Origin of the sequence: Nitrospira sp. KM1 (genome assembly GCF_011405515.1) — a bacterium.
In the GTDB taxonomy this organism is placed as follows: Bacteria; Nitrospirota; Nitrospiria; order Nitrospirales; family Nitrospiraceae; genus Nitrospira_C.
Map to the genome: position 1 here is coordinate 3,812,989 of NZ_AP022671.1, position 25,023 is coordinate 3,838,011.

General features: G+C 57.0%; 23 protein-coding genes. 20 read left to right on the forward strand and 3 right to left on the reverse strand.

Annotation, left to right across the window (positions count from 1 at the left end; genetic code table 11):
- The first annotated feature begins 3 nt into the window (after window positions 1–3).
- The 14 genes from W02_RS18010 (at window position 4) to W02_RS18075 (ending at window position 15,392) form a co-directional block, all read left to right on the forward strand.
- A complete protein-coding gene (locus W02_RS18010; RefSeq protein ID WP_173050236.1) occupies window positions 4–522 on the forward strand; it encodes a sigma-70 family RNA polymerase sigma factor in 519 nt (172 codons plus the stop codon).
- 115 nt (window positions 523–637) lie between these two features.
- A complete protein-coding gene (locus W02_RS18015; protein WP_173050238.1) occupies window positions 638–1,669 on the forward strand; it encodes a FecR family protein in 1,032 nt (343 codons plus the stop codon).
- A gap of 85 nt (window positions 1,670–1,754) precedes the next feature.
- The gene (gene exbB / locus W02_RS18020) at window positions 1,755–2,180 is read left to right on the forward strand and encodes a TonB-system energizer ExbB (protein ID WP_173050240.1); all 426 of its coding nucleotides are present in this window, start codon (window positions 1,755–1,757) and stop codon (window positions 2,178–2,180) included.
- Window positions 2,170–2,544: a biopolymer transporter ExbD gene (locus W02_RS18025; RefSeq protein ID WP_173050242.1), complete on the forward strand. Its 375-nt coding sequence runs from the start codon at window positions 2,170–2,172 to the stop codon at window positions 2,542–2,544. The genes exbB and W02_RS18025 overlap by 11 nt, the downstream gene beginning before the upstream one ends.
- Entirely contained in the window at window positions 2,541–3,521 is a 981-nt protein-coding gene (locus W02_RS18030; RefSeq protein ID WP_173050244.1) for an energy transducer TonB, read from the forward strand. The genes W02_RS18025 and W02_RS18030 overlap by 4 nt, the downstream gene beginning before the upstream one ends.
- 73 nt (window positions 3,522–3,594) lie before the next feature.
- On the forward strand, window positions 3,595–4,050 hold the full coding sequence (locus W02_RS18035; RefSeq protein ID WP_173050246.1) for a hypothetical protein: 456 nt from the start codon (window positions 3,595–3,597) through the stop codon (window positions 4,048–4,050).
- Between the two features lie 248 nt (window positions 4,051–4,298).
- The gene (locus W02_RS18040) at window positions 4,299–4,481 is read left to right on the forward strand and encodes a hypothetical protein (protein ID WP_173050248.1); all 183 of its coding nucleotides are present in this window, start codon (window positions 4,299–4,301) and stop codon (window positions 4,479–4,481) included.
- 128 nt (window positions 4,482–4,609) lie between these two features.
- Window positions 4,610–7,030: a TonB-dependent receptor gene (locus tag W02_RS18045; protein ID WP_173050250.1), complete on the forward strand. Its 2,421-nt coding sequence runs from the start codon at window positions 4,610–4,612 to the stop codon at window positions 7,028–7,030.
- A gap of 16 nt (window positions 7,031–7,046) precedes the next feature.
- Window positions 7,047–8,195, forward strand: coding sequence for a PepSY domain-containing protein (locus tag W02_RS18050; RefSeq protein WP_173050252.1), 1,149 nt, complete (start codon window positions 7,047–7,049; stop codon window positions 8,193–8,195).
- Window positions 8,196–8,595: 400 nt separating this feature from the next.
- Window positions 8,596–9,114 (forward strand): RNA polymerase sigma factor, encoded by a 519-nt coding sequence (locus tag W02_RS18055; RefSeq protein ID WP_173050254.1) that lies wholly within the window; start codon window positions 8,596–8,598, stop codon window positions 9,112–9,114.
- 12 nt (window positions 9,115–9,126) lie between these two features.
- Window positions 9,127–10,188, forward strand: coding sequence for a FecR family protein (locus W02_RS18060; protein ID WP_173050256.1), 1,062 nt, complete (start codon window positions 9,127–9,129; stop codon window positions 10,186–10,188).
- 156 nt (window positions 10,189–10,344) lie between these two features.
- Window positions 10,345–12,891, forward strand: coding sequence for a TonB-dependent receptor (locus W02_RS18065; protein ID WP_173050258.1), 2,547 nt, complete (start codon window positions 10,345–10,347; stop codon window positions 12,889–12,891).
- Window positions 12,892–13,586: 695 nt separating this feature from the next.
- Window positions 13,587–15,143: a PepSY domain-containing protein gene (locus W02_RS18070; RefSeq protein ID WP_173050260.1), complete on the forward strand. Its 1,557-nt coding sequence runs from the start codon at window positions 13,587–13,589 to the stop codon at window positions 15,141–15,143.
- A 60-nt stretch (window positions 15,144–15,203) separates the two neighbouring features.
- Window positions 15,204–15,392, forward strand: coding sequence for a hypothetical protein (locus W02_RS18075; protein WP_173050262.1), 189 nt, complete (start codon window positions 15,204–15,206; stop codon window positions 15,390–15,392).
- 75 nt (window positions 15,393–15,467) lie between these two features.
- On the opposite strand, the gene W02_RS18080 is transcribed toward W02_RS18075, so the two are convergent.
- On the reverse strand, window positions 15,468–16,445 hold the full coding sequence (locus W02_RS18080; RefSeq protein WP_173050265.1) for a hypothetical protein: 978 nt from the start codon (window positions 16,443–16,445) through the stop codon (window positions 15,468–15,470).
- Window positions 16,446–16,749: 304 nt separating this feature from the next.
- On the opposite strand from W02_RS18080, the gene W02_RS18085 reads away from it, so the two are divergent.
- From W02_RS18085 to W02_RS18105, 5 genes are all read left to right on the forward strand, one after another.
- Window positions 16,750–17,259, forward strand: coding sequence for an RNA polymerase sigma factor (locus W02_RS18085; protein WP_173050267.1), 510 nt, complete (start codon window positions 16,750–16,752; stop codon window positions 17,257–17,259).
- A 43-nt stretch (window positions 17,260–17,302) separates the two neighbouring features.
- On the forward strand, window positions 17,303–18,304 hold the full coding sequence (locus W02_RS18090; RefSeq protein WP_173050269.1) for a FecR domain-containing protein: 1,002 nt from the start codon (window positions 17,303–17,305) through the stop codon (window positions 18,302–18,304).
- Between the two features lie 180 nt (window positions 18,305–18,484).
- Entirely contained in the window at window positions 18,485–20,896 is a 2,412-nt protein-coding gene (locus W02_RS18095; RefSeq protein WP_173050271.1) for a TonB-dependent receptor, read from the forward strand.
- Between the two features lie 14 nt (window positions 20,897–20,910).
- Window positions 20,911–22,056 (forward strand): PepSY domain-containing protein, encoded by a 1,146-nt coding sequence (locus W02_RS18100; RefSeq protein WP_173050273.1) that lies wholly within the window; start codon window positions 20,911–20,913, stop codon window positions 22,054–22,056.
- 3 nt (window positions 22,057–22,059) lie between these two features.
- Window positions 22,060–22,755, forward strand: a complete 696-nt coding sequence (locus W02_RS18105; protein ID WP_173050275.1) for an O-methyltransferase — start codon at window positions 22,060–22,062, stop codon at window positions 22,753–22,755.
- Window positions 22,756–23,384: 629 nt separating this feature from the next.
- Here W02_RS18105 and W02_RS18110 read toward each other — a convergent pair.
- Both W02_RS18110 and W02_RS18115 read right to left on the reverse strand, forming a co-directional pair.
- Window positions 23,385–23,681, reverse strand: a complete 297-nt coding sequence (locus W02_RS18110; protein ID WP_173050277.1) for a DUF2442 domain-containing protein — start codon at window positions 23,679–23,681, stop codon at window positions 23,385–23,387.
- Window positions 23,682–23,691: 10 nt separating this feature from the next.
- Window positions 23,692–23,961, reverse strand: a complete 270-nt coding sequence (locus W02_RS18115) for a DUF4160 domain-containing protein (protein WP_197742061.1) — start codon at window positions 23,959–23,961, stop codon at window positions 23,692–23,694.
- A 449-nt stretch (window positions 23,962–24,410) separates the two neighbouring features.
- Here W02_RS18115 and W02_RS18120 point away from each other — a divergent pair, with 449 nt between their 5' ends.
- Complete coding sequence (locus tag W02_RS18120) at window positions 24,411–24,998, forward strand: RNA polymerase sigma factor (protein ID WP_173050279.1); 588 nt, start codon at window positions 24,411–24,413, stop codon at window positions 24,996–24,998.
- The last annotated feature ends 25 nt before the right edge of the window (window positions 24,999–25,023 follow it).

Below are 25,023 nucleotides of genomic sequence, written 5' to 3' on the forward strand. Positions count from 1 at the left end.
ACGATGCATGACCAGCGCCTCGCGCTCGAAACTTCGCTGTTCCATCAATACTACGGTGAGCTGCTTCGTTTCCTGACGGTACGATTAGGGTGCCGGGATCAGGCGGCGGATGTCGTGCAGGACACGTTTCTCAGGGTCCGAAATGTAAAAGATCTCGCGGGCGTGACGCAGCCGAGGGCATTCCTATACAAGACCGCCCTCAATCTGACGGTCGATGTGTTCCGGAGGCGGAAAATCCGCACGGAACGGACCACACATCTGGACGAGACGGTGGACCTCCCGTCATCATTGCCCCGCCAAGACGACGTCATCGATGCGAAACAGCGAGTCAGACTGCTCCATGACGCGATTGCCGAACTGCCTCCAAAATGCCGAGAGGTGTTTCTTTTACACAAGTTTATGTTTCTTCCTCATTCTGACATCGCGGAACGACTGGGGATCTCTCGGAACATGGTGGAAAAGCATGTGATAAAGGCGATGGCCCATTGCCGGAGGCGTGTCGAGGGTCATGAAGAGTCATAGGGCCAATAAGGCTCTTGAATTTGAATCCCGTATGACCTCAGGATGGACACCGTTCATGCGTCACATTCGCAAGGAATGGACTGACGAGGACGGACGAACTGCGGATTGCCGGTAGATGCGCATGACCTCACTACCCACGAATTCCAGTCATCAGAATTCTGCAGCCGAAGAGGCTCTCGAATGGTTTGCCCGTTTGAAGTCGGGCGATGCGACGCAGGCTGAGCGAACGCGTTTTCAATCGTGGCTCGCGGTCGATATTGGACGTAAGCGGGAATTTGACAAGCTTTCGGGGCTATGGGCAGACCTGGACGCGACCAGGCCTCTTTTCGCAGAGGAACTCGTTCGCATCGCAAGCTGTCGCGAGCATTCAGATCGAGAGCGGGCGGGGCGCCGATTTGGACGGAGAACCGCCTGGATATCGGCAGTCGCTGCTTGTCTCGGATTGGTCATCATGGGCGGATGGTATTTCATGCAACCGGAGACCGCCTCGTTCCGGACGGCCAAGGGAGAGCAGCGGACCATCACGCTTGCCGACGGATCCTCGGTGATGCTCAATACCGATACCATCGTCGATGCGGAACTATCCCGCAGCCGGAGATCTCTTATTCTGCATCGAGGAGAGGCTCTCTTTACGGTATCCCACGAACGGGACCGCCCATTTGAAGTGCAGGCGGGTCTTCGTGTCATCCGCGATGTGGGGACCAAGTTTGCTGTTCGCCGAGATGCGGACAATGTGACGGTCGCGGTCATTGAGGGGGCGGTCGAAGTCCAGGGTGACAAGGACGGGAAAGGGCCTGGTTGGCGACTGTTGACTGCCGGGGAACAAGTATCGTATGACCGAGGGGACCCTCTGTCCCCGGTCGGGGAAATGTCCGGTTCTGTCGCAACGGCGTGGACAAAAGGCAAGGTGTCGTTCGAGGACCGCTCCCTCGGGGAGGTCGTCCGGGAATTCAGTCGGTATCACGAAGGGGAGGTTCGCATCCTCGATCCGAAACTCGCAGACCTCAAAGTCAGCGGAGTATTTGGGATAAACGAGCGGCTGGGGTTCTTCAAGGCTCTTGAAAGTGTCGTGCCCGTTACAGTCGTTCAAGCCGGTAAGGGTTTATTCATTTTGGAGGGGCGGAAGAATTCTCCTCACGAACGGTGAGGGATTTCCTGTCTCATTCGTCTCATAAAAATGAGATGCCGGGACGGCCTAGCGTCCCTTTGTCATCTCGAAAGGTGAAGTTGCCGTGGATTCGTTAAAACATTTAGTGGATTACGGGGTGATCGGACTGCTAATCGTCCTGAGCCTATGGGCGCTGGCTGTGGCGATCGAACGCTGGCTCTATTATCGGCGGGTGTCTCCGACGGAATTCCCCAACATTCAGACCTTGGAAATTGCCTTGACCAGGCGGCTGGTCATTATTGGCACGGTCGCGGCCAATGCTCCCTACATTGGATTATTGGGGACAGTGCTCGGTATCATGCTGACCTTTCATACTATGGGGACCTCCGGGACGATGGCTGTCAGTACGATCATGGTCGGCCTCAGCCTGGCTCTCAAGGCGACCGCGGTGGGATTGCTCGTTGCGATTCCCTGCGTGGTGTTGAATAATATCCTCCGCCGACGAGTGATGGAATTGCTCACGCTCTATAAGGTTCAGCATGGAGCGTGAGCTGAACGAGATCAACGTCATCCCGTTGGTTGACGTGATGCTGGTGTTGCTGGTCATTGTCCTGACCACGGCCACGTTCATTTCCACCGGTCAGGTTCCTGTCGAACTGGCAAAGGCCAAGGAAGCCAGCGATCACAAAGACGTTCCACTCGTCATCACTCTCACCTCCGATGGCCATCTTTTTCTCAACGATCAACCTATTGTTGAAGATGGATTAAAGGCCGTGCTGAATCCGCACCCGCGCGAATCCGTTGTGGTCGTCAGGGCTGACCGGATAACGATACTGGAGCGTTTTGTGGGAGTGGTCGATGAAGTAAGGGGCCTGGGATTCCGGCAGGTCAGTCTGGAGGTGGTTCGATCATGACCGCCATAGAATTCAATCGATTCACGAACGGGACCGGACCGCATCATGCCCACGGTTGGGGCGTCTCGTTGCTTTGCCATGCACTCGGGATTTGGTGCGCGATTTTTATCATGGCCGAGATCGATAAGCCGACGATCCCCAAGCCGTTTAATTGGGAAGTGGCCATGATAGAACCCCCGGCCCCGGTCGAACCGACACCGGTGCAACCCACTCCTCCTCCGCCCCCGCAAGCCAAGCCCGTTCAGAAAGTCGTCGAGCCGCGTCCAGTGGAAAAACCGGTCGTGCCGGTGCAGCAACAAACCGTCGCTCCCACTCCCGTGGAAACCGTTCAACCCATCGAACAAATGACGCAAGACGTTGTCATGCCCGTTGAGACCGTCACGGAACGAGTTCCCCAGCAGGTCACTGAAACCAGGCAGGAAAGCCGTCCCCTCGTGGCTCAGACCGTGACGCCCACTCAGGAAACTCCCATCATTGAACAGACAAGCCCGGCACCCACGGTTTCTGAGTTCGTCGAACGGTCTCAACCTACGACGGTCGAATCAACGCCGCATGCCAAACGTCCTGAAGTGGTGGAGCACAATGCCCCGCCGGTCATGGATGCGCCGGCAGTGGTAGAAAAATCCGCTCCGGCAATCGAACATCGTTCCGTAGAACATCGCCAGGTGCACGTTCGTCAGACGCAGGCCGATTATGGCTGGCTGAGGAGCCTGTTGTATGGACGCATCGAGCAGCTCAAACGATATCCGACCATCGCCAAGTCCAATCATTGGGAAGGCAAGGTCGTGATCCAAGCGGTGATTCGAGAGGATGGAACGGTTCTGGGGGTTCGAATCGCGGAAAGTTCCGGACGGTCCGTGCTCGATCAAGAGGCGCTTGCCGTCATGCAGAAGCTGTCGCCGCTGAAGCTGCCGCATCCGCTTGGCGCCAAGCAGATGACGATTCTCGTTCCGATCAGCTATCGGTTGGATGGGTAACCGGATGGATAACCGATGGTCGTCAATTACGAGACCGATAACCTCAGCCTGTGAACCAAAAAGGAGAAAAGGTATGAATCGCCAGACGATCATGCGTACCACGACATTGATCTCTTCGACCGTCTTTGCCATGACGATGGTGTGCCTGCTCGGCAGCCCCGCATGGGCGGAGAAGTCCGACAAAGTCTTCCATGCCGTCGCCACCGATACCAAAGGCGTCGATACCGATGTGAAGAACGTTATTTTCTATTGGGAAGAGAAGATCAGTGAAACGGCATTCGTTCCGCACGAACTTCGGGAAGTGCCCGTCAAGCGAGGTACTGCGACGGTCAAGATCAAGTTCGAGGGGATCAAGCACATCGATCTCAAGCCGTCAGGGAACGGAGCCCCTCCCCACGTGACCATTACACTCAACGATGGGAAGACGGGGGAATTCGTCCTCGCCATCGCGGGAAGCTTCAAGGGCCAGTCTGATTTCGGCGAGGTTGAACTTCCTGCAGCCGAATTGAAGAAGCTCACGTTCAAGTAGTCCCTCTCGCCGGGGTCATCGGCGAGACATCAGTCAGTCAGTCTTGAGCCGCAGTGGCGGCTTCTCTCTACCCAGAGAGAGCTGCCAGGGGTGTGCTGTTATCTGCGGAGACCTTAGTCGGTAGAATTTTTTCTACCGTGCATCAGGTTTGTTCCCGCTCATGCGTCACACGCACCATGGACGGGTTCAGATCGACACTCGTGTGGAGGGGTGCTTCGCCTCGCATGCGGCGGAGCGCCGGAGATAAGGTGAGCGAAATGCGCACAAACATGGCCTCTTCGGATCTGCGGTGCCAGTGTGGGAAACTGATCGCGCGCTGGCAAGGCGGCAATCTGGTCATCAAGTGCGCTCGCTGCGCCCGCTTCATCACCATTCACCACACGGCCATTCAAGGTACACCTCCCGATCTCAATCCCGATCAACATCGGTAGGTCCCGTCCTAACAACGCATCGTACACGAGGCCAACGGAACTTGCGTCCAGAGCCCATGCCCGCTGCACGCGGTCGTGGGCTCTGTTGTGTCGAGACGCGGACCGCTTAACGATAGAAGGGACTTTCCATGATGATACCGTGGCCGTTGAGAATCGGATCATGTGTCATAGCGTTGGCGGTTGCCGGCATACTCTTTGGTCCTGCCGTCTATGCGCAAACCGAGGCCGTCAAGTTGGACATCCCGCCACAGGACCTGTCGGGAGGGTTATCGGCATTGGCTGCGCAGGCGAATATCCAAGTGTTGTATGCATCGGATCTCGTCGCCGGAAAAACTACGAAGGGTGTGGTCGGTACGGTCACCCCCGACGAAGCGATGCAGCAATTATTGGACGGGACAGGGCTTCAGCACACGTTCACCGATTCGAAGACGGTGACGATTCAGCGTAGGATTCCAGCCGGCGCAGCGCTTGGCGGAGCCGCGGTTGCGGCGGAAGCCGCATCGAAGCCGGTCAAGGTTCCGGAGATCGTCGTGAAAGACGTGCGTGAGCGGGATGATTTCAATAACTACGTGGCGGAGGATTCCAACACCGCGACTCGTACGGATACGCCCATGCTTCAAGTGCCGCAATCCGTCGAAGTCGTGACGCAGAAAGTCATGCAGGACCAGCGTGCCATTCGTGTGGAGCAGGCGCTCCGGAACGTCAGCGGCGTGGCGCTTGGCGATGTCGGGCAGTCGGGTATCGCAGCCGATGTCGCGTATTGCCGTGGATTCCCGTGCGGATATTTCAAGAATTATCTCCGGAACGAAGATCAAAACCAAGCGTTGACGTATAGAGATGTTTCCAACATGCAGCGGCTTGAAGTGTTGAAGGGGCCGGCCTCGGTCCTGTACGGGCGGAGCGAGCCGGGCGGGATCATCAACATCATCACCAAACAGCCGCAGGCGGACCGCTACGCTTCGATCGACCAGGTCTTTGGCAGCTACAACTATTATCGTACGATGATCGATGTGACCGGGCCTCTCGATGAAGGCAAGAAGGTGCTCTTTCGCGTCAACGGCGCCTACGAGAATACGGGAAGCTTCCGCGACTTCGTTCACGGACAACGCTATTTCATCGCCCCGGTCTTCTTGTGGCAAGCAGGCAACAATACGACGCTGACATTCGAAGGGGAATACATCAGGGATCGCCGCACCCCGGACTTCGGTGTTCCCGCCATCGGCGATCGGCCGGTCAACATGGCGAAGAGCACGTTTTATGGAGAGGCGTTCGATACGCTCGCGTTCGAAGAGGGTCGGGCAGGCGCGGTCCTCACGCATCGATTCAGCGATCAGTGGCGCATCGAGAGCCGGCTGAGAGCGGATATCTCGAAAGCGTCGGCGTACAGGACCTTTGCGCTTAGCGTGCTGCCAGGCAATCAGGACATGGCGCGGTTCTTTTTCAACCAACTGGCGAAGATTCAGAGTTACTATTGGCGCAACGACGTCATCGGCAAAGTGTCGACCGGATCGATCAAGCATGAAATCTTGACCGGCGTAGAGATAGGCCGGCAATATGCCTCGTATGATCAAGGGTTCGGGTTTTTCGATACCATCAGCATCTATAATCCTGTCCATGGCCTGACTCCCGGACCGGATCCGGGGAAAACCCCTGTCAGCAGGAATTTTGCCAATGCCCTCGGCGGGTATGTGCAGGATCAGATTTCGGTGCTTGATAATTTTCAGGTGCTGATTGGCGCCCGCGGGGACTACTTCTACCAACATACCGACCTGCCGGGGTCTGAGGCGAAGGCTGAAAACTATGGCTTCAGCCCGCGAATCGGCGTGAGTTATCAGCCTATTCCCCAGGCATCCGTCTATGCCAACGTCACGCGTTCGTTCCAACCGAACTTCGGCCCATTTACCGTTGCCGACAATCAATTTAAGCCGACGACCGCCACGCAGTACGAAGCCGGGGTCAAGACCGTGATCGTGCCCGATCGCCTGACCTCAACCCTTGCGATCTATCGCATTCTGAAAAAAGACGTGCTGGCCGTCAATCCGGCGGATCCGACCGGCTTTTCCTTCGTCCAGACCGGCGCACAGCGCAGCCAGGGAGTCGAATTCGATGTCACGGCCCAACTTGCGCAGGGATGGAGAGCCATCGCCACATATGCATACACGGACGCTCGAATCGCCGCCGATACGTCCATTGCAGTTGGAAATCGGATTCCGCTGGTCGCACGGCACACTGGCAGTCTCTGGACGACCTATGATTTCCAAGTTGCCCCGCTGAAAGGATTTGGTGTCGGCGGCGGTATGTTTGCCGTCGGCGAGCGGGCTGGAGACTTGGCCAATACCTTTGAGTTGCCCGGCTATGTGAGGGCCGACGCTGCCGTCTATTACCGTAAACCGGAAATCTTTCCTCATACCAATCTCATCGCACAGCTGAACGTGCAGAATCTTTTAAATCAGAATTATTTCTATAGCGGTGGACAGAGCCAGACCTCGGCGGCGTATTGGGGCGCGCCGGTCACCTTTTTCGGCTCTATCAAGTTGGAGTTTTATTGAGGTATGAATAGACCGTATGACGATCGATTCCTTTAAGCGCTGGTACGCCATTCATAAGTGGACCAGCCTGGTGAGCACGCTCTTTTTGTTGATGCTCTGTCTCACCGGTCTGCCCCTCGTGTTCAGCGACGAAGTGCGCTTGTGGCTCGGCGAGTCGGTCGAGCCCCCCGAGTATGTAACGGACACGGCGCCCGTCGTGCTCGATGCATTGGTCAAGGATGCACAAGCGAAGCGGCCGTCAGACGTCGTCAAATTCCTTACGCGCGATGATGACGGTCCGGCTTGGTTTGTCTCGATGGGAGAGACTGCCACGGCGCAGGATAACAGCGCACTGTTCATGTATGACTCCCGCACCGGGGCCTTCCTCCACGCCATTCCTCCGGACGAAGGGGTGGTGAACTTTCTGTTCAAACTGCACGTCGAGATGCTGGCCGGTCTTCCGGGAACGTTGTTTCTCGGTGTAATGGGCCTCCTACTCGTCGCGTCCGTGGTGTCAGGCATTGTGGTCTACGCGCCGTTTATGAGGAAATTGCCGTTCGGGGCGGTGCGGCGGGAACGTAGCGCCAGGCTCGCATGGCTCGACCTGCACAATCTTCTCGGAATCGTCACGGTGATGTGGGTGCTGGTCGTGGGCGTGACGGGAGTCATCAACACACTGGACCGGCCGCTGCTGGGTTACTGGCAGATGACCGAGATTGCCGGGATGCTGGCGCCGTGGAAGGACAAGCCCGCACCGGCAACGATACGGCCAGTGGATGACGCGGTGCGCGCTGCGGAAACGGCAGCTCCGGACATGGCCGTTCGCTTCATCGCATTCCCGGGAACACCGTTCGCGAGTCCGTATCACTACATGGTGTTCATGCGCGGCCAGGATCCGTTGACGGCGCGGCTGCTGAAACCGATGCTGGTGGACGCGGAGACGGGCCGGATGAGCGACAGCAGAAATTTGCCGTGGTATCTGACAGCATTGCTGGTTTCCCAGCCGCTGCATTTTGGAGATTACGGGGGCATGCCGTTGAAGATCCTATGGGCCGGCTTGGACGTGATCACCATCGTCGTCTTGGGCAGCGGCCTCTATTTGTGGTGGAAAAAACGGCGGCAGACTGTCGAGGATGTGATCTTTGCCGATGCCTATCGGGGACTAGCGGCCGGAGGAAGGTCCTGAATGGATGGGGCGCCTCAAACCCCATTCGTGATGTCAAAGCCAAAAACGGTGCTTGCCCGGCTGCATGCTCAGGGAAGTCTCGAGGTCAAACATTTTATTCCGTACGGCATACGATATTTCCTGACCAGGTCTCTCCTTCGCCGTGACCCGGATATTCCTGGAATTTTCTGCAGGACAAACTCGTCCCACTTCATCCGGATCGATGCCGCTGGCCTGCGTGCCGTTCGTTCCTGCAAGCGGATTCCGCTCTGTCTGGGTGGCTTATAACGGTGGAGTTGAACTCTCTGCCCGTGTCTAGAGTCCCCCGCGATCTCGTTTTTCCGGAAAATAGACATTCCCTCCTCATCTACAAACATGGTAGCGTCGCCGCGCTCGGAAGGACTAGTCCGCGGAGAAATGCATGACGCTCTCCTACGCACAGATCGAAAGCCTGTTTCATCAGTATCGGGACGAGTTGACCAGGCGGTTGGCGATGATGGTCAATTCCCGGGATACGGCAGCCGACCTGGTGCAGGAAACCTATCTAAGACTGCTGGGGCTTGCCGAGAAGCAAGTCGTCGAACAGCCGCGCGCGCTGCTTCATCGCATTGCAACGAACCTGGCGATTGATCATGTCCGGAAGGACAAGAGCCGTCTTCATGTCGATGATTCGATGGATGCGGCAATGGCTATTCCCTCTCATGCGCCGTCACAAGAACGGGCACTGGAAGGAAAACAACGGTTTCAGCGCTTTTTGCAATCGACTGAGCATTTGCCGCCGAGGACCCGTGAAGCATTCCTGCTCTATCGTGTGTATGGCTATACCTATCCCGAGATCGCCGAGCGCATGAAGATTTCAGAAAGCGGAGTCGAGAAACTGCTCATGCGGGCCTTGGATCAATTTTGCAGGGCTGCCGAAGCGTCCGATGATGACGAGTGAGGGGATTGGCCGGTGAAATCGTCAGACGGTATACTACATCCCTCCTATCCGTATCCTTCGCACCGGCAGGACATGATGAAGCCACCCTCTCGTCCCCATGAGGCCGTGTCGGAATCCGGAGAAAAGTCCGATCTCCGCAGCGAAGCCATCGCCTGGGTCATCCGGTTGCGAAACAGCCGGCTGTCATCGGAAGACCGCAAAGCCTTCGAGTCCTGGCAGGCCCAAAGTCCCGCACACGCCACCGCCTTTCAGCAAGTCTCAGCAGTCTGGGACGACCCTGAATTGGGTGCGGCAGCCACCCATGCGGCTCGGATTCATGCTCCCCAGGCCGTCGTTCAAAGAAATCCGTTCCGGCGATCGTGGAGGTATCAGGCGGCGGCCGTTGCAGCCGGCGTCGTGCTGTTGGTTCTAGCGGTCGTCCCATTGGACTTCCTCACCAGGATGCAGGCGGACTATTACACGGTTGCCGGGGAGCGGCGCACTGTACAATTGCCTGATCAATCGACCGTGATGCTCAACACGCAAACCGCCATTGCAATGTCCTTTGACGGGTCAACCCGGCAAATCCGGCTCCTGAAAGGCGAGGCTTTCTTCAAAATCCGGCAGGATCCGGACCGGCCTTTTATCGTCGAAAGCGACGACACCTCGACCCGCGCCGTAGGAACGGAGTTCGTCGTGAGAGCGCAACGCGATCGCGATCAGGTCACGGTCGTCGAAGGGATCGTCGAAGTCCGCAGTCGGGCCGGTCACGACGCCGCTGCACGGGTCGGCGGGGGATTCCAGGTGCGGATGACCGACGGCCATCTTGGACAACCGCAGGCCGTCGATGCGTCGGCGGCATCAGCCTGGATCAAAGGACGATTGGTCGTGAACGGCGTGCCGTTGGCACAAGTGATCGACGAAGTGCGCCGGTACCATCCAGGCACGATCATATTCTTGAACCACGGTATCGGCGATACGAAAGTCACCGGCACGTACAACCTGACTGAGCCTTCCAAGATCCTCACTCTCCTCTCGAACACATTCCCACTGCACGTGGTCGGGCTGGCCGACCGAATCGTTCTTATGTACTAAACGCCTGGAACCCCTTCATCGCCTGACTTCCTCAAGTGATGCACCAACCCGGGCGAGCCGTCCGGATTCGCCAAGCCAAAAGTATTTTCCGATCGAGGTGAGGGATTTTCTGCCTCCTTCCGTCTACGCAGGCATGCAACGGACAAGGAGGAGGTCATGCGGCGTACCGGTTTGATTGTGGCGATGGTGTTCTTCATGGGTGGAACCGGCGCTTCCATCACGCTGGCTCAGGATGCCATGCCGGTCGTCAAGAGCGGATCGACTGTCGAGTTCGACATTCCGCCGCAGTCTCTCGGCACGGCATTGAACGCATTTGCCGAACGGACGGGATGGCAGATCAGCGTGCCCACCGACAAGACCGCCGGCATAGACTCGCCCGGGGTAACGGGACCGCATACACCTGAATCTGCGCTGGGCGCCCTGCTTGCAGGAAGCGGCCTGGTGTATGTGTTGACCGATGCCAGTTCCATCACAGTGATGCCCGGAGCCGCTCCGCTCGCTGCTCCTGCCGTGGTCGGACCGGGTTCGGCGGTTCCCGCTGATCCTGCCGACGGTGGCTTGAGCGCCAATGGAAAAACCAAGCCGGTCAAAGTGCCCGAGATTCTCGTGAAGGACGTGAAGCATCGCGATGATGACACGAAATCCTATGTGGCGGAGGAGGCGAGTACAGCCATGCGGACCGATACGCCGATCCGTGATACGCCACAGTCGATCCAGGTGATTACGCGGAAGGTGATAGAGGAACAACGCGCGATCAGACTGGATACCGCCCTGCAAAATGTCAGCGGCATTTTTACGGGGGTGTCAAACAGCGCCGATGTCAATGATGCGTGGTTTATTCGAGGATTTCCAGCGAACAATAACAATATCGTGCGCAACGGCCTGTTCGATCCGAACTCTGCACAGACGGCGTCCGATCCCTATAACATCCAGCGGCTGGAGGTATTAAAAGGGCCATCGTCAGTGATGTACGGATTGGGAGATCCAGGCGGCATCATCAATATCGTCACTCGGAAACCGCTTCCGGACGCGGCGTATTCCGCCAATGTCACTCTTGGTAATTTCAATCTTTATCGATCTGAACTTGACGCGACAGGCCCGCTCAATGTCGATAAAACGCTGCTCTACCGGCTGACAGTCGTTGGTCAAAAGGCCGACAGTTTCATCGATTATGCCAATCGCGATGTGGTGGGCATTACTCCAGTCGTCACATGGCTGATGGGATCTCGAACAACGCTGACCGTAGAAGGTGAGTATTTCAGGCGGTGGACCCAACGGATCACCGGGCTTCCAGCGCAAGGAACGGTGCTGCCCAATATCAACGGACCACTCCCTCGGAGTCTTTTCACCGGCATGGGCGATTTTGGGAGAAATGATCGCACAGTCTATCGGATTGGTTATGACTTGAGCCATCAATTCAACAACAATTGGTCCATTCGGAATACGTATCGGTACTCGATTCAGGAGATTGATCAAATAAACGGTGGTCCACTTGGGTTACTTCCAGACCAGCGGACCATCACACGATTCTGGGCTGGTTCCGACACAGGTCTCAGTCGTTCGCATTACCACGATATGATAACCAATCTTATTGGCCATTTCAGACTGTTAGAGATGGATCATACGTTATTGACGGGGTTTGAGCTTCGAGAACAGCGCTTTAACCCTTTACAGAACACGCAACGCAGAGGGCCTTCGCTGGATCTGGATCTCTTCGCACCGAATTACAGTATCAATCCATACAGCGCCCCCTTTTTCAGCAGCAACCGCTTTGACCAAGCTCAGAAGGTTGCCGCGGCGTATATCCAGGATCAGGTAGCTCTGTTGCCGAACCTCAAGTTCGTCGGCGCGATTCGATTCGACTATGTCCACCAGTGGGGCCGGAACGGTCCCTATGCGAGTAATCCCCCCGAACAAAACTCTGATGACACTGGCATCAGTCCGCGACTCGGTCTGGTTTACCAGCCGATCGAGCCGGTGTCGCTCTATACGTCATGGATGCGGGGATTCTTGCCCAATGATCCAGGGGCCTTCAATCCTGGGGGCGCGTTGTTCGAGCCTCAGCGCTCCACGCAATATGAAGTCGGGATCAAGACCTTCTTTCTACAAAATCGTCTGTCCGCGAGCCTTGCTTGGTACCATTTAACCAGGGAAAATCTCCTCACACCCGACCCGGATCCTTCCCTGGCCGCCCAGAACTTCCAAGTCCAGACCGGCGAGCAGCGGAGTCAGGGAATCGAATTTGATGTCACGGCGAGCCTGGCCGCCGGATGGAACGTCATTGCCAGTTATAGTTACACCGACGCGGAAGTGACGAAGGACAACGATCTAGCGCTGGTGAACAAGCGTCTGGGGATGATCCCGTACAATAAAGCGACGCTTTGGTCCACGTATCACTTCCAAGAAGGACCATTGGCAGGATTCGGTCTTGGAGGGGGTGTGATTGGCTACGGTAAAATGAATGCCGCAATTTTTGGTGCAAACCAAGTGGAGGTACCCGGCTATGTGATTGCCAACGCAGCACTGTATTACAACCATGATATGCAGGCAGGCAATTGGCTGGGAGCAAAGCAAGTAAACGTCGCCGTGAATTTACACAATTTGTTAGATCAACGCTATGTCGCACAGGCGTTCAACACCACCACAGGGTTCTTTTTCGGTGATCCTCGTACCGTGCTTGCCACGGTGGGGCTGCGGTTCTGAACGTTTAGGGTTGCTGCTAGGAAAGTTCTGTTAGCAGCTGTTCGGATCTTCATAGAGCGGCTGAGTGAGCGCTTAAGAGAATTGGATCAACCGGCGGCGAATGTAGGTCACCAACAAAGGAGTGAGAAGTGGCTGAGTTGGCCATGAAAGACCCTTTTAATTTGTCCTTATCTCATGAGGGCAACAAATCCTTCTTGCTCGAAGTGCGTGGTCAGTGGTAAGGGCGTGGATGATTCTTCGCTGACGCATGATGGTCATTGACGCGCAGTCGGTCAGGCTGTACCCCCTTGTCCGCACGAGCTTTATAGAAGGCGAATCCCTTCAAAAACAGCTTGTGTGTCTGGGCAATTACCATCACCCGGTATTATGTAGGATCTGTTGGCGGATCTGACGGCAGCCAGGCGGACTGTCGATCCTTTGTCGGGGAATCGTGATGGGTCCCTTCCGAGTTAGACCGTTGCGGCTATGCTGGGACAAGGGCTCAATCTTGATTTTCCGGCTTGCTGGCACATCTCGATGCCATCATACCAGGCCTGCCTCTGGAGGATGGTCCTTTACAGGGTGTCACGGATTTTCGTCTTTTTTTGAGAAGGCTTCATTAAAGATCAGAGACGCCGGATCAATATCTTGCCACCGGTCTTGAAGAGAGGGTAAATATATCGAGCCTGAAGGATTGTCTTCCCTGAGCCGTAGATATGAAAGACAGCGTCGCACAGTCGATGGATTGGCTGCATACGTGGAGCGGGTTGCTCTTCGGCTGGCTGTTGTTCGCCATCTTCCTGACCGGCACGCTGGCCGTGTTCGACAAAGAGATCACCCATTGGATGCAGCCGGAGATCCATCCCGTCACCGCATCTCATCCGAATCTCGACGCCGCGGCCCGGCATCTGAGCCGTCTCGCTCCGAAGGCCGAGCTCTGGTGGATCAATTTACCAGGCGAGCGGTCCCCCGTAGCGGACATCTATTGGCGGCAGGCCGGCGTCACGTCTCACCGCGTCATGGATCCGCGCTCGGACGAGCTGATTGTGTCGCGCGAGACGCGCGGCGGCGACTTCTTCTTTCGGTTCCATTACCAACTGCTGCTGGAGCGGCCCGGCATCTGGATCGTGGGGGCTGCGGCCATGGCCATGCTCGCGGCCTTGGTGACGGGGTTGATCATCCATCGGCGGATCTTCAAGGACTTTTTTACATTCCGGCCTCGATCGTCGGCGCATCGGGCATGGCTGGACGTCCACAACGTCACGAGCATCCTCGTGCTCCCGTTTCATTTAATGATTACCTTCACCGGGCTCGTCATTTTCTGGTCGGTGTACATGCCGGCCGGATTGCAAGCCATGTATGGAGGAAATCGCGAGGCGTTTCAGGCAGAGACGGATTCCCGCGTCATCCGGAAACCGGCCCATGAGGCAGCTCCTCTGGTTTCTCTCACCGAGTTCGAGCAGGAGGGGAGATCGTTTTGGCAGGGCGGGCAAACGCGGAGAGTCGTCGTGTCGAATCCCGGGGATCGTCATGCGATCGTGGATGTCTATCGTCAGCTCGACGATCGATTGGCCTTGGTAAGCGATCGTGTGAGTTTCGACGGGACCACCGGCGAACGGCTGAATGTCAGAACGACCTATGCTCCGGCCTTCCTGACCCAGTCCGTACTGTCCGGACTGCATTTCGTGCAGTTCGGAGGGCCTCCCATGCGGTGGCTGTATTTCCTCATGGGGCTGGCGGCCAGCGCCATGATTGCGACCGGGCTGGTGCTCTGGGTCATCAAGCGGCTGGAGCGTCATGCCGGCCGTGCACAGGCAGTGGGCTATCGTCTGGTTGAAGTCCTGAATGTGACGGCCGTGGCAGGGTTGCTGGTCGCGACCGCCGCATTCTTCTGGGCGAACCGTCTCATACCGGTCGAAGTCGACCGTCGCGAGTTGTGGGAACTGCGCGGGTTCTTCCTGGTATGGGTCCTGTGCTGCGTGCACAGCTTCGCGCGAGCCGGCTCCATGTCCGCCTGGAAAGAACAATTGTACACGGGAGCGTTCCTGTTGGGTTTCCTGCCGGTCCTCAATGCGCTGACGGCCGGGAGTCATCTGCTGGCGAGCGTGCCGAACGGACAATGGGTGGTGGCGGGTTTCGATCTTACGGCCGTGGCCGCAGGCGCAATGCTGGGCTGGACGGCTTGGCGTCTGGGGCACCCGGTGAAGGAGAAATCCCTGGACCGCCTCGCGCCGGTTGCGCTGCCGGAGGGACAACAGGCTGAGCAGATTTGAGCAGCTTGTGAACACAGGCGGTCTTGCAGTGTGCGAAAAGACGAAAGGAAGGATGATGCAATGAGTGCAACTCTCTCAACACGCGAAATCTGGGGCATGCCAATTATCCTTGGCGTCGTCAGTGCGGTGGGACTGATATCGGCTTTGCTGGGCGATGGAATCTGGGACGCGTTATCCTGGGTGGCCCTGGCTGCACCTCTCATCGTCATCGGATGGCATCTCTCGCGTCCGACTCCCCGAAAAATATAGAAGATCGCATATGGCCCCAGGCGTGAGTGCCTGGGGCCATCGATTCTTCTTGCGCGATCCGTCTAAACCAGCAGTTCATGTGGTCGCGGTTCTCGTGACTCCCGGCCGTACGTCCGTGGTGTAGGAAGCCCCATGTGTTTCGACTGTCCCGTCCTCGGAGGTTCCCACGATTCCGCCGGCGGCTGACAGCCCAAGCGTCACCAAGGCCAATGCGAACAGCCAAATGGCGATCGTACCGACACGATTGATCGCCTTGGTTCCGACCTCGGCGGACTGCTGTTTTATTTCTTCGGCTTTTTGTTTGATCGGCCCGGCGATGCCGATGGTCATTTGTACGAGCTGACGCGCCTGCGGCTCCGTCATACCGAACTTATTAACCATGATATTGACAGCCGCGTTGCGGTCCAATGCCGCTAATTTCTGTTGGAGTTCGCTGAGAGCGGCGTCCGTGATCTGTTGCGGCGATTGACCGCTCTGAGCTTCGGCTCGTACCTTGTCCGCATCCTTCCGAACTTCACTGGGTTGAAGCTCCTTCTTGCCCGTGGCCTGCATGACGGATTCGACCTGTTTCTTGAGTTCGTCGGTCGAAATGGCTATGCCGGATGTTTGGGAAATGGCGGCGGATGTCGCTTCACTCACACCGCGTGACATGGCCTGCACGGTTGTGCCGAGTGCACTGAACAGTCCGCCTGCCAGGTATGACATCGCGGTCGTGGTCAGCCAGGCGAATATGAGCCAATTCACTCCCCAGACGACGATGCCATGATAGAGCCCGTCGGTTCTGACGTAACTGCCTGATCCCCGTGCCGTGACGTAGCCGCCGACGAAAGCTGAGATCAGCATGGAGATGCCGGTCCACACTCCGGTCCCCATTGGGATGCCATCGGTCGCCTGGGGGTCGCGCAGATCAATCGACCATGCGCCGATCGCCAGACCCAAGAGAGTAAGCATCATTTGCGTAGCCAGCCCGACGGACCATCCGGCAAACACGGCGCCCCATTTGATGCGTGTAGAACCTACCGACCACTGTTGTATTGTCCGTTCCACTTCCATTGTGAGTTCCTCCGTCGATGCGTGAAAAGTATTGGGAAGAAGGTGTTCGAATGCCGATCAAAGGGGAGCAACGCAAGTATCGGACCTCAGAGAACCTTGGAAGTTCTGCAGTCTTTTGACGACTTACCGCTCGAGATAACCGGCGCACCTATCGAGGGGGTCCGGAATATCTGTCTCGTAAGACAAGCTGTCTCAGGCCCGGTTTTATCCATTTTCCGGAAAAGAAACATGTTCATCGACTTCTCTGCCGTGGTAGGTTTCCGTTTTCGACGGCGTACATTCTGCATAACGGCCGCACTTCATCATGGCTGCTCAGGACTACGAACAATTGTTTCATTCCGCCGGGGACGATTTGAGGCGGTTTCTCTCGCGCCGCATCACCTGTCCGCATGCCGTGTCCGACATGATGCAGGAGGCGTTTCTAAAACTCATGGGCGCTCAACCGGCTACGGACATTAAGGACCCGCGCGCGTATCTCTTTAGAATCGCTGCCAATTTGGCCATCAATCATGGAACAAGACGACGTGATGTGGCACCGCCGTCCGCGGTGAGCAACTCGACTGAGGCTCTGCCGGAGGTGTCGGATGAACGCACGCCGGAACGGGTCGTGGAGGGTAATCGCCAGCTTCGACGAGTCATGGACGCGATTGAATCTCTGCCCGAACGCTGTAAGGAAGTGTTTATTCTCTATCGATTTCATAGCATGAGCCAAACGGAGATCGCCGAGCAGCTTGGGATTTCCGTCAGCATGGTGGAAAAGCATGTGATTCGGGCCATGCGGTATTGTCGCGACGCCAGGGATCAGGCAGACTGAGGGAGATCGCGTGGATTGTGTCGAAGGGGTAAGGGGCTTTTTTATGAATCCGCCTGAAAAGGGCCGTACCGGATCGACGAGTTCGCCGGACGTGTACGATGAGGCCGTGCGTTGGCTCATGGCGTTGAAGCGCCCTTCCGAATCTTTGCATGATCGGCATGCATTCGAACGATGGCTCGCTGCGGACCCCGAACATGCACGCGCCTATGCCCGTTGCCGTGCCGATTGGGAAGGAATGGAACCGCTGGCCGTGGTCTATGGTCCTCAGGCCGACGGGGAGCGTACGGCAACGGGTTCATTCAGCCGTTCAACCGGTTGGAAGTGGATGACGGCCATGGCGGCCATGCTGGCCGCATTAGTCACCATCGGATGGTTCACCGCGTCATGGTTCCTGCCCACCTTCGAGGTGACGGCGCAAACACAGGCGGCGGAACGAAAGACAATGCAGTTAGCGGACGGGTCGAACATCGAACTCAACGGGCGTTCGCACGTGCGCGTGAAGTATTTCCGCGGCCGGCGCGTGGCTCATCTCGAGCAAGGGGAAGCGATATTCGATGTGACCCCCGATTCGTCCCGCCCGTTCACCGTGGAAGCAGGCATCGGCAGGGTTCGCGTGATCGGGACGTCGTTTCAGGTGACCCGTGAAGCGGATCATCTGGCCGTGGCGGTATTGAGAGGTCGCGTCCAGGTCGATCGCGTGGGCACGCCGAAGACAACCGTCGTGCTTTCAGCCGGTCAGGGTACCGACGTGACAGCAGCCGGCATTGATGAGGTCAAGGAGGTGACGGCTGCAGCGGTGGGATCTTGGACTCGAAAAGTCCTGGTGTTTGACCATGCTCCGCTTCGGGATGTTGTTTCGGCCATTCAGCGCCAGTATGCAGGCACCATCCAATTAGATGCTGAGGCCGCCGAAATTCCGCTGACGGCGGTTGTGCAGTTTGCCGATATCGATACGACTCTCACGGCCCTCTCCTCAAGCCTTCCCGTCCAAGTCGACCATCCTGCGCCGGCGCGTTGGTATATCCGACGGAACGGCAAATCATAGCTCCTCATTCCTGGCAGCCCCCGTACACACGAACGTTTCGCGCATCCTGTGATCTCCTCCTGTTTCTGATGCGTCCACATTAATTTTTACTGCTTCTCGCTGAAACAAGGTCAGGGTTTCTCGGATTGCTGTGTCGTATGGGATATGGCCATCAAGATGTCTTTGAAGGAGGGAGGTCCCGTGCTACAGCAGTGCGTTGGGTTTATCAAACGTGTCAGGGCGCCTTGGCTGATCATGACAGGCATTGCATTGGTCCCCGCGCTGTGGAGTACGGGTGCCGGCGCGCAAGAACATGCTTTCAGCATTGGCCCTCAACCGCTGAACAAGGCATTGATCGAATATGCCACGCAGGCGGGAGTGTCGGTGAATGCCGATCCCGAAATCCTGGAAGGCAGGCAGACGATGGGGGTGACCGGCCAGTTCAGTAACGAGGCCGCGCTCCAACAGCTGCTGCAGGGAACAGGATTGCAGTTGCAGCAGGCTGGCGCGAATACCTTTACGATCCTGCCGGCAGCGGTCGTGCCCATGAAAACCCCGCACGGGAGTGCCGAAAAACCTGTCAAAGTCCCCGAGATCCTCGTCAAAGAGGTTCGAGCCCGTGATGAGAGCAACAGCTATGTCGCGGAAGAGGCGAGTACGGCGACGAGGACGGATACGCCTCTTATCCAGGTTCCCCAGTCCATCGAAGTCGTGACGCGGAAGGTGATGGACGATCAGCGCGCGATCAGGGTGGAACAGGCATTGCGCAACGTGAGCGGCGTCAACATCGGTTATACCGCGCAAGGACGCGCGGCGAACGACACGATGTTTTGCCGTGGATTTCCCTGCGCCTTCTTCAAGGACAACATGCGCAATGACGACTTCGTGCAGGCGTTCGCGTTTCGCGACGTCGCGAACATCCAGCGGCTCGAAGTGCTCAAAGGGCCGGCGTCGGTCCTGTACGGCAGGAGCGAGCCGGGCGGCATCATCAATATCATGACGAAGCAGCCGCAGGCGGATCGGTATGCTTCGATCGAGCAGATCGTCGGCAGCTATAACTACTATCGCACGATGCTGGACGCCACGGGTCCGCTCGACGAAGGGAAGAAGTTTCTCTACCGCATCAACGGCGCCTATGAAAATACCGAGAGCTTTCGAGACCTCGTGCACGGGCAGCGCTACTTCGTTTCGCCAGTCTTTCTCTGGAAGGCGGGCAATAATACGTCGGTGACGATAGAAGGCGAGTACATCCGAGACCGCATGTCTTCCGATGCCGGGTTGCCGGCGATCGGCCGGAGCGTGGCCCCATTGCCGAGGAGCCGCTTTCTTGGAGAACCGTTTGATACTTCAGGAGTAGAGGAGGGACGTGTCAGCCTGCGTGTGAACCACCGGTTCAGCGATGCCTGGCGCATCGAGAGCCAGATCCGGATAGATGAAAGTACGATCAGCGGCCATTTCACGAACCCGATCGCAGTCCAGGCCAACAATACGACCCTCACCCGTAACGTGCTTGATCAACTCGCGGATACGTCCAGTTACTATTGGCGCAACGACGTCATCGGCAAGGTGGCAACCGGCTCCATCAAGCATGAAATTCTGACCGGCGTGGAACTGGGCAGGCAGAGCTCCTCGCTGGATCGAGCGCAGGCGCCGTTTGGCTCGATCAATATCTATAATCCGATCTACAACCAATTTCTGGTGCCCCCGCTGAATCTGACGAGATTTGCCCGGTCCTTCGCGAATGCCGTCGGCGGCTACGTGCAGGACCAGATCGCGCTCACGGATAATCTGTTTGTGCTCGCGGGCGCGCGAGGAGATTACTTCTACCAACACAGCACGGTCGCCGGAGGGGATACGAAAGCCGAAAACTGGGGCTTTAGCCCCCGTATCGGTGTCACGTATCAGCCGCTTCCAGCCGTAGCGTTTTATGCGAACGTCACGCGCTCGTTTCAGCCGACGTTCGGCCCGTTTGCCGCGGTGTCCAACTTGTACTTGCCGACGACCGGCACGCAGTACGAGGCGGGCATGAAAACCGATATTGTGCCCGGACGTTTAACCTCCACGATTGCGGTGTACCGCATCGACAAAAAGAACGTGCTGGCGGTCGATCCCACCAATTTCTTACTGCAGATTCAGACCGGCGGCCAACGCAGTCAAGGTGTGGAGCTCGACTTGGCGGCCCAACTCACCGATGCGTGGAAAGTCATTGCCACGTACGCATATACGGATGCGCGTGTCACCGCCGACACGACCATTCAAGTGGGGAACCGGTTACCGCTGATTTCCCGCAACACAGCCAGCTTCTGGACGACGTACGATTTCCTCGAGGGACCGCTCAAAGGATTCGGAACTGGAGCCGGCGTATTCATCGCGGGAGAACGAGCCGGCGATATCAACAACAGTTTCGAGTTGCCGGGATATGTGCGGACCGACGCGGCCTTGTATTATCGCAAGAACGAGATCTTCGACCGCACGAATCTGGTGGCTCAACTGAACTTCCAGAACCTCCTCAATCAGGACTATTACTACGGAGGGTTTCAAACCCGAGGGTCGGCTGGTTTCCCGGGAGCTCCGCTCAGCGTGTTAGGATCGATCAAATTTGAATTTTTTTAGACCGGAAGTTCTCCATGCTCACCGTCTCTGCACTGAAGCGATGGTATTTCATTCATAAATGGACCAGTCTGATTTGTACCGTCTTTCTTCTGCTCCTCTGCTTGACCGGATTACCGATTGTCTTTCGTGATGAACTGTCGGTTTGGTCGGGAGAAGCCGTCGAGCCGCCCGAGCATGTGACGGCGAGCGTGCCAATGAGTCTGGACACGATGCTTGCGGATGCGCGAGCGAGACGTCCGGGCGAGCAGGTGAATGTCCTGTCGCTCGACGACGAACAACCGGCTTGGTTCGTGTCGATGGGGGCGAGCCCTGCCACGCCGCGAGGCACGGCGTTATTCATGTACGATTCACGCACGGGCGAGTTCTTGCACGACCGTCCTCTCGAGGATGGCATAATCAACTTCATCCTGAAATTGCATGTCGAGATGCTGGCCGGCTTGCCGGGCACGCTCTTCCTGGGGCTCATGGGGATCGTATTTCTGTTGTCGGTCGTCTCCGGCATCGTGGTGTATGGGCCGTTCATGCGAAAGCTGCCGTTTGGAGCAATCAGAAGGGATGGGAGCAGTCGATTGACGTGGCTCGACCTGCATAACCTATTGGGGATCGTGACGGTCTCGTGGGTCATGGTCGTGGGAGCCACGGGCGTCATCAATGCGTTGGAGGTTCCGTTGCTCAGTTATTGGCAGCGGACCGAATTGCGCGATATGGTTCTATCGTGGAAAAACAAGCCTGCTTCAGGTGTCACGAAGCCGGTGGATGACATCGTCGCGACGGCACAGTCCGCCGCCCCTGATATGATCGTCCGGTTCGTAGCATTTCCAGGCAGCCGCTTCTCGACGCCGCACCATTTCATGGTATTCATGCGCGGCCAGACTCCATTGACGGCGAGACTGCTCACGCCGCTGCTCATCGACGCCGAGACGGCCCGGGTCAGCGATGCCCGCTCCCTTCCCTGGTATCTCACGATGTTGCGCGTGTCCCAACCATTGCACTTTGGGGATTACGGAGGACTGCCGTTGAAGATCGTCTGGGCGGTCCTCGATCTGATTACGATTCTCGTACTGTTCAGCGGACTGTTTCTTTGGTGGAAGAAACGCCAGTCCGCAGACGATCTGGCGCTCGCAGAAGCCTTTCGGCAACTGTCGCTTCAGGAGCGTTAGCCGATGCCCGAGGTCATTCCCAACCCGCTCCATGATGGACGGGCCGAAGCGGTCCTCGCGAAATTGCAGGCGCAGGGCGACCGTGAGTTCAAATATCTCGCGGCGCATGGGCTGGCCGGTATGATTCGTCGGTGGATGACCCGGCGCAAGCCCGACATCCATTGGGATTTTCTCCGTGACAAACTGATTCCGCTGCATCCGGACAAATGCCGGCTGGCCTATGTCCTGTGCCGTTCGTTGAATGCTCAACGAGTCGTAGAATTCGGGACATCATTCGGCGTATCGACGATTTATCTGGCGGCTGCGGTACGCGACAATGCGCAGTCTGGCAGGCGGGGGATCGTCATTGGAACGGAAATCGAGCCGACGAAGGTGGCAGCGGCCCGCGGCAATCTTGCCGAAGCCGGATTAGCGGATTTCGTCGATATCAGAGAGGGCGACGCGCTTGAGACATTGAAGGATATCGGTGGCCCGGGCGATTTTCTCCTCATGGATAGCTGGACGAGATATGCCAGGGGCATCATCGAGATCGTCGCTCCCCAACTGCGGCCCGGTGCCATTGTGATGGCCGATAATGTCGGGCAGTTGCCCGGAGCCTACCGTGCGTATACCGATTACATCCGCAATCCCTCCAATGGGTTCCGCTCGATGCTCTGGCCTTATAAGGGAGGGGTCGAACTCTCGGTCAAGGTGGACTAGTCGAAGCTTGGAGTGGCGGCTATTGGTGAAGTGAGAAGAATCGCATCCCGTTAACCTGAAGGCGGGAAACGAGGACATTCTCCTTTCAACGCTGAACATCGCTGAACATCGTGCAGATGAGCCTATGTGAGGTGAAAATTGTCTGACGAAAAGAGAATGCCCCATTCTGCCCCTCGTACTGTGCTGGCCACAATGGGCTGCGGTTTCGAGGTGTCAGAAAGATTCGAGATGCAGCACAGAAGGGCGAGTATCGCAGTCAGCTTACTGTTATGCGCGAGATCGCGCCGGTGCAGTCGAAAAAATCGGAGCGAGCATCGGTTTGGGTTCAAACGTGGGAAAGGTCGTGAATGATTGAGGGGGCGTCAAACTCTCCGGCCGGGTTCCAGCGTCATGCCGTAGCGCGGACCTTCACCGTCAGGCGTACCTATGCTCCGAGTTTAGCAAGCATGTCAAGCGTAAGGGTCGAGCATTAGTCTGCCACGGTGGGCTGCGGTTCTGAGGCGAGTATGAGACCGCTGGATCGAGGTCGAGTCTTAAGCCGACTGGGAACACTGTAAGGCCGATGTTCTGGGGGCGTGGGATACCAGAAGAATACGGTGGCGGGCTGCAAAACCGAAGTCGGTCAACCTCTAGGCAGAAACCCGCTCCCACTCGCGCGCGCGACGTACCAGCGCAGCTTGGTGGGCAGGCCAGTCGTGCAGCGTGGCCGGATCAAAATCGGCTCCGTTTGGCCATACGAGTGTGCGTACCTCGGGGTCAATACGGACTTGATTGAAGATCTCTTCATTCCGCAGCGGTCCGAGCAGCTCCCCGGCGAGCACAGGCCGGAAATTAATTACCTGTTCCGTCCGGTCCTCAAACTGTACACGCAAGGTATAGGGTCCGACAATCTCGACGGCTTGAACGTGATGAATCGGGTGGTGCATGCGCAGCTTCTTACGCGAGAGGTGCAATAGGCAGGGCTTTCTGTCCGCCTTGTAGCCTGTTCCAATCGATCTTCAGTTCCTCCTGATGCAGTTCGGCCCATGCCTCGACGAGCCGCTGCTGGCGTTGAGGGAGAGAACCCGCTATCAGTTCCACCGGCTCGATCCCGTACACGGCGACATGCTCTTGATAATAGGCATGAAAGTGCGGTGTGTGATGCCCAGTGTGAACTTCGACATACATGCGAATGATGATCCCAAAGAATCGGCTGAGTTCAGGCACGCTCTGATTCTAGAGAACCGTTCGATTCACCGCAAGGGAAACCTCGCGAAGCACCTCCTAAGACGTAGGCGGAGAACGGGAACATTCTCCTTTCAACGCTGAACATCATGCAGATGAGCCTATGTGAGGTAAAAATTGTCTGACGAAAAGAGAATGTCCCCATTCTGCCCCCGCGAACACCGCGTGGTTCCGAAATTCAGTATGTCTCTTTCCGGATGACGCGAAATTCTGAATGTTCTTTCCGACAGTCCTTTCCCCCATAGCTTTCGAGCAAAATTGTGCTGACCTGAATCATTGTAACCTCGCGTGATATCGAGGCGTTCTACCTCCGCCTGTGCTCAGGCTCTCAGAGCCGGTTCATATATTTTCAGCTCGGTGGTTGGGTTTTTTGCGCCTGATCCGTCTGCTTTGCCAGTGAGGTGTGAATTGAATTGTCCTGGAGTCTGAACATGGCCGTCTTCGTGTCCTCGCCCTATGATTCGCAGGGTATTCCTCAGTCTGCGGAGGCATCCCCATCGACTATGGCGACACCTGAGACAACAGGCTGGACTCTTGGAGAGTATGCCCGCTACTACCGGGAGCTTCTGGGGTTTCTGACTGCGAGATTGCGCTGTCCACACGAGGCGGCCGATATGGCGCAGGAAACCTTTGCGCGCGCCTTGGCGCACGACGATCCTGCTGCGATCAGGCAACCGAGAGCATTTCTCTATCGAATCGCCCGCAATCTGGCCGTCGACTCTGCACGCAAACAATCGATTCGGACACGGCATCTCATCGATTTGACCGAGGTGGAGGATGCTCCCTCCGCTACCCCGCTGCCGGATCATGTTCTGGAGAAAGAACAACTCCGCCGGGCATTGGACCAGACGATCCTGAAGATGCCTCCGCGCCGGCGCGAGGTATTTCTCTTATACCGGTTTGGTGGATTGAGCCAGGCCGAAATCGCAGAGAAGCTGGATATTTCGACGTCAATGGTCGAGCGCCATCTCATGAAAGCGATGACACAGTGCAAGGAACGGCTGCAAGCATTTCGATGATGGGAATTGGATGCGGTCTCGCAGA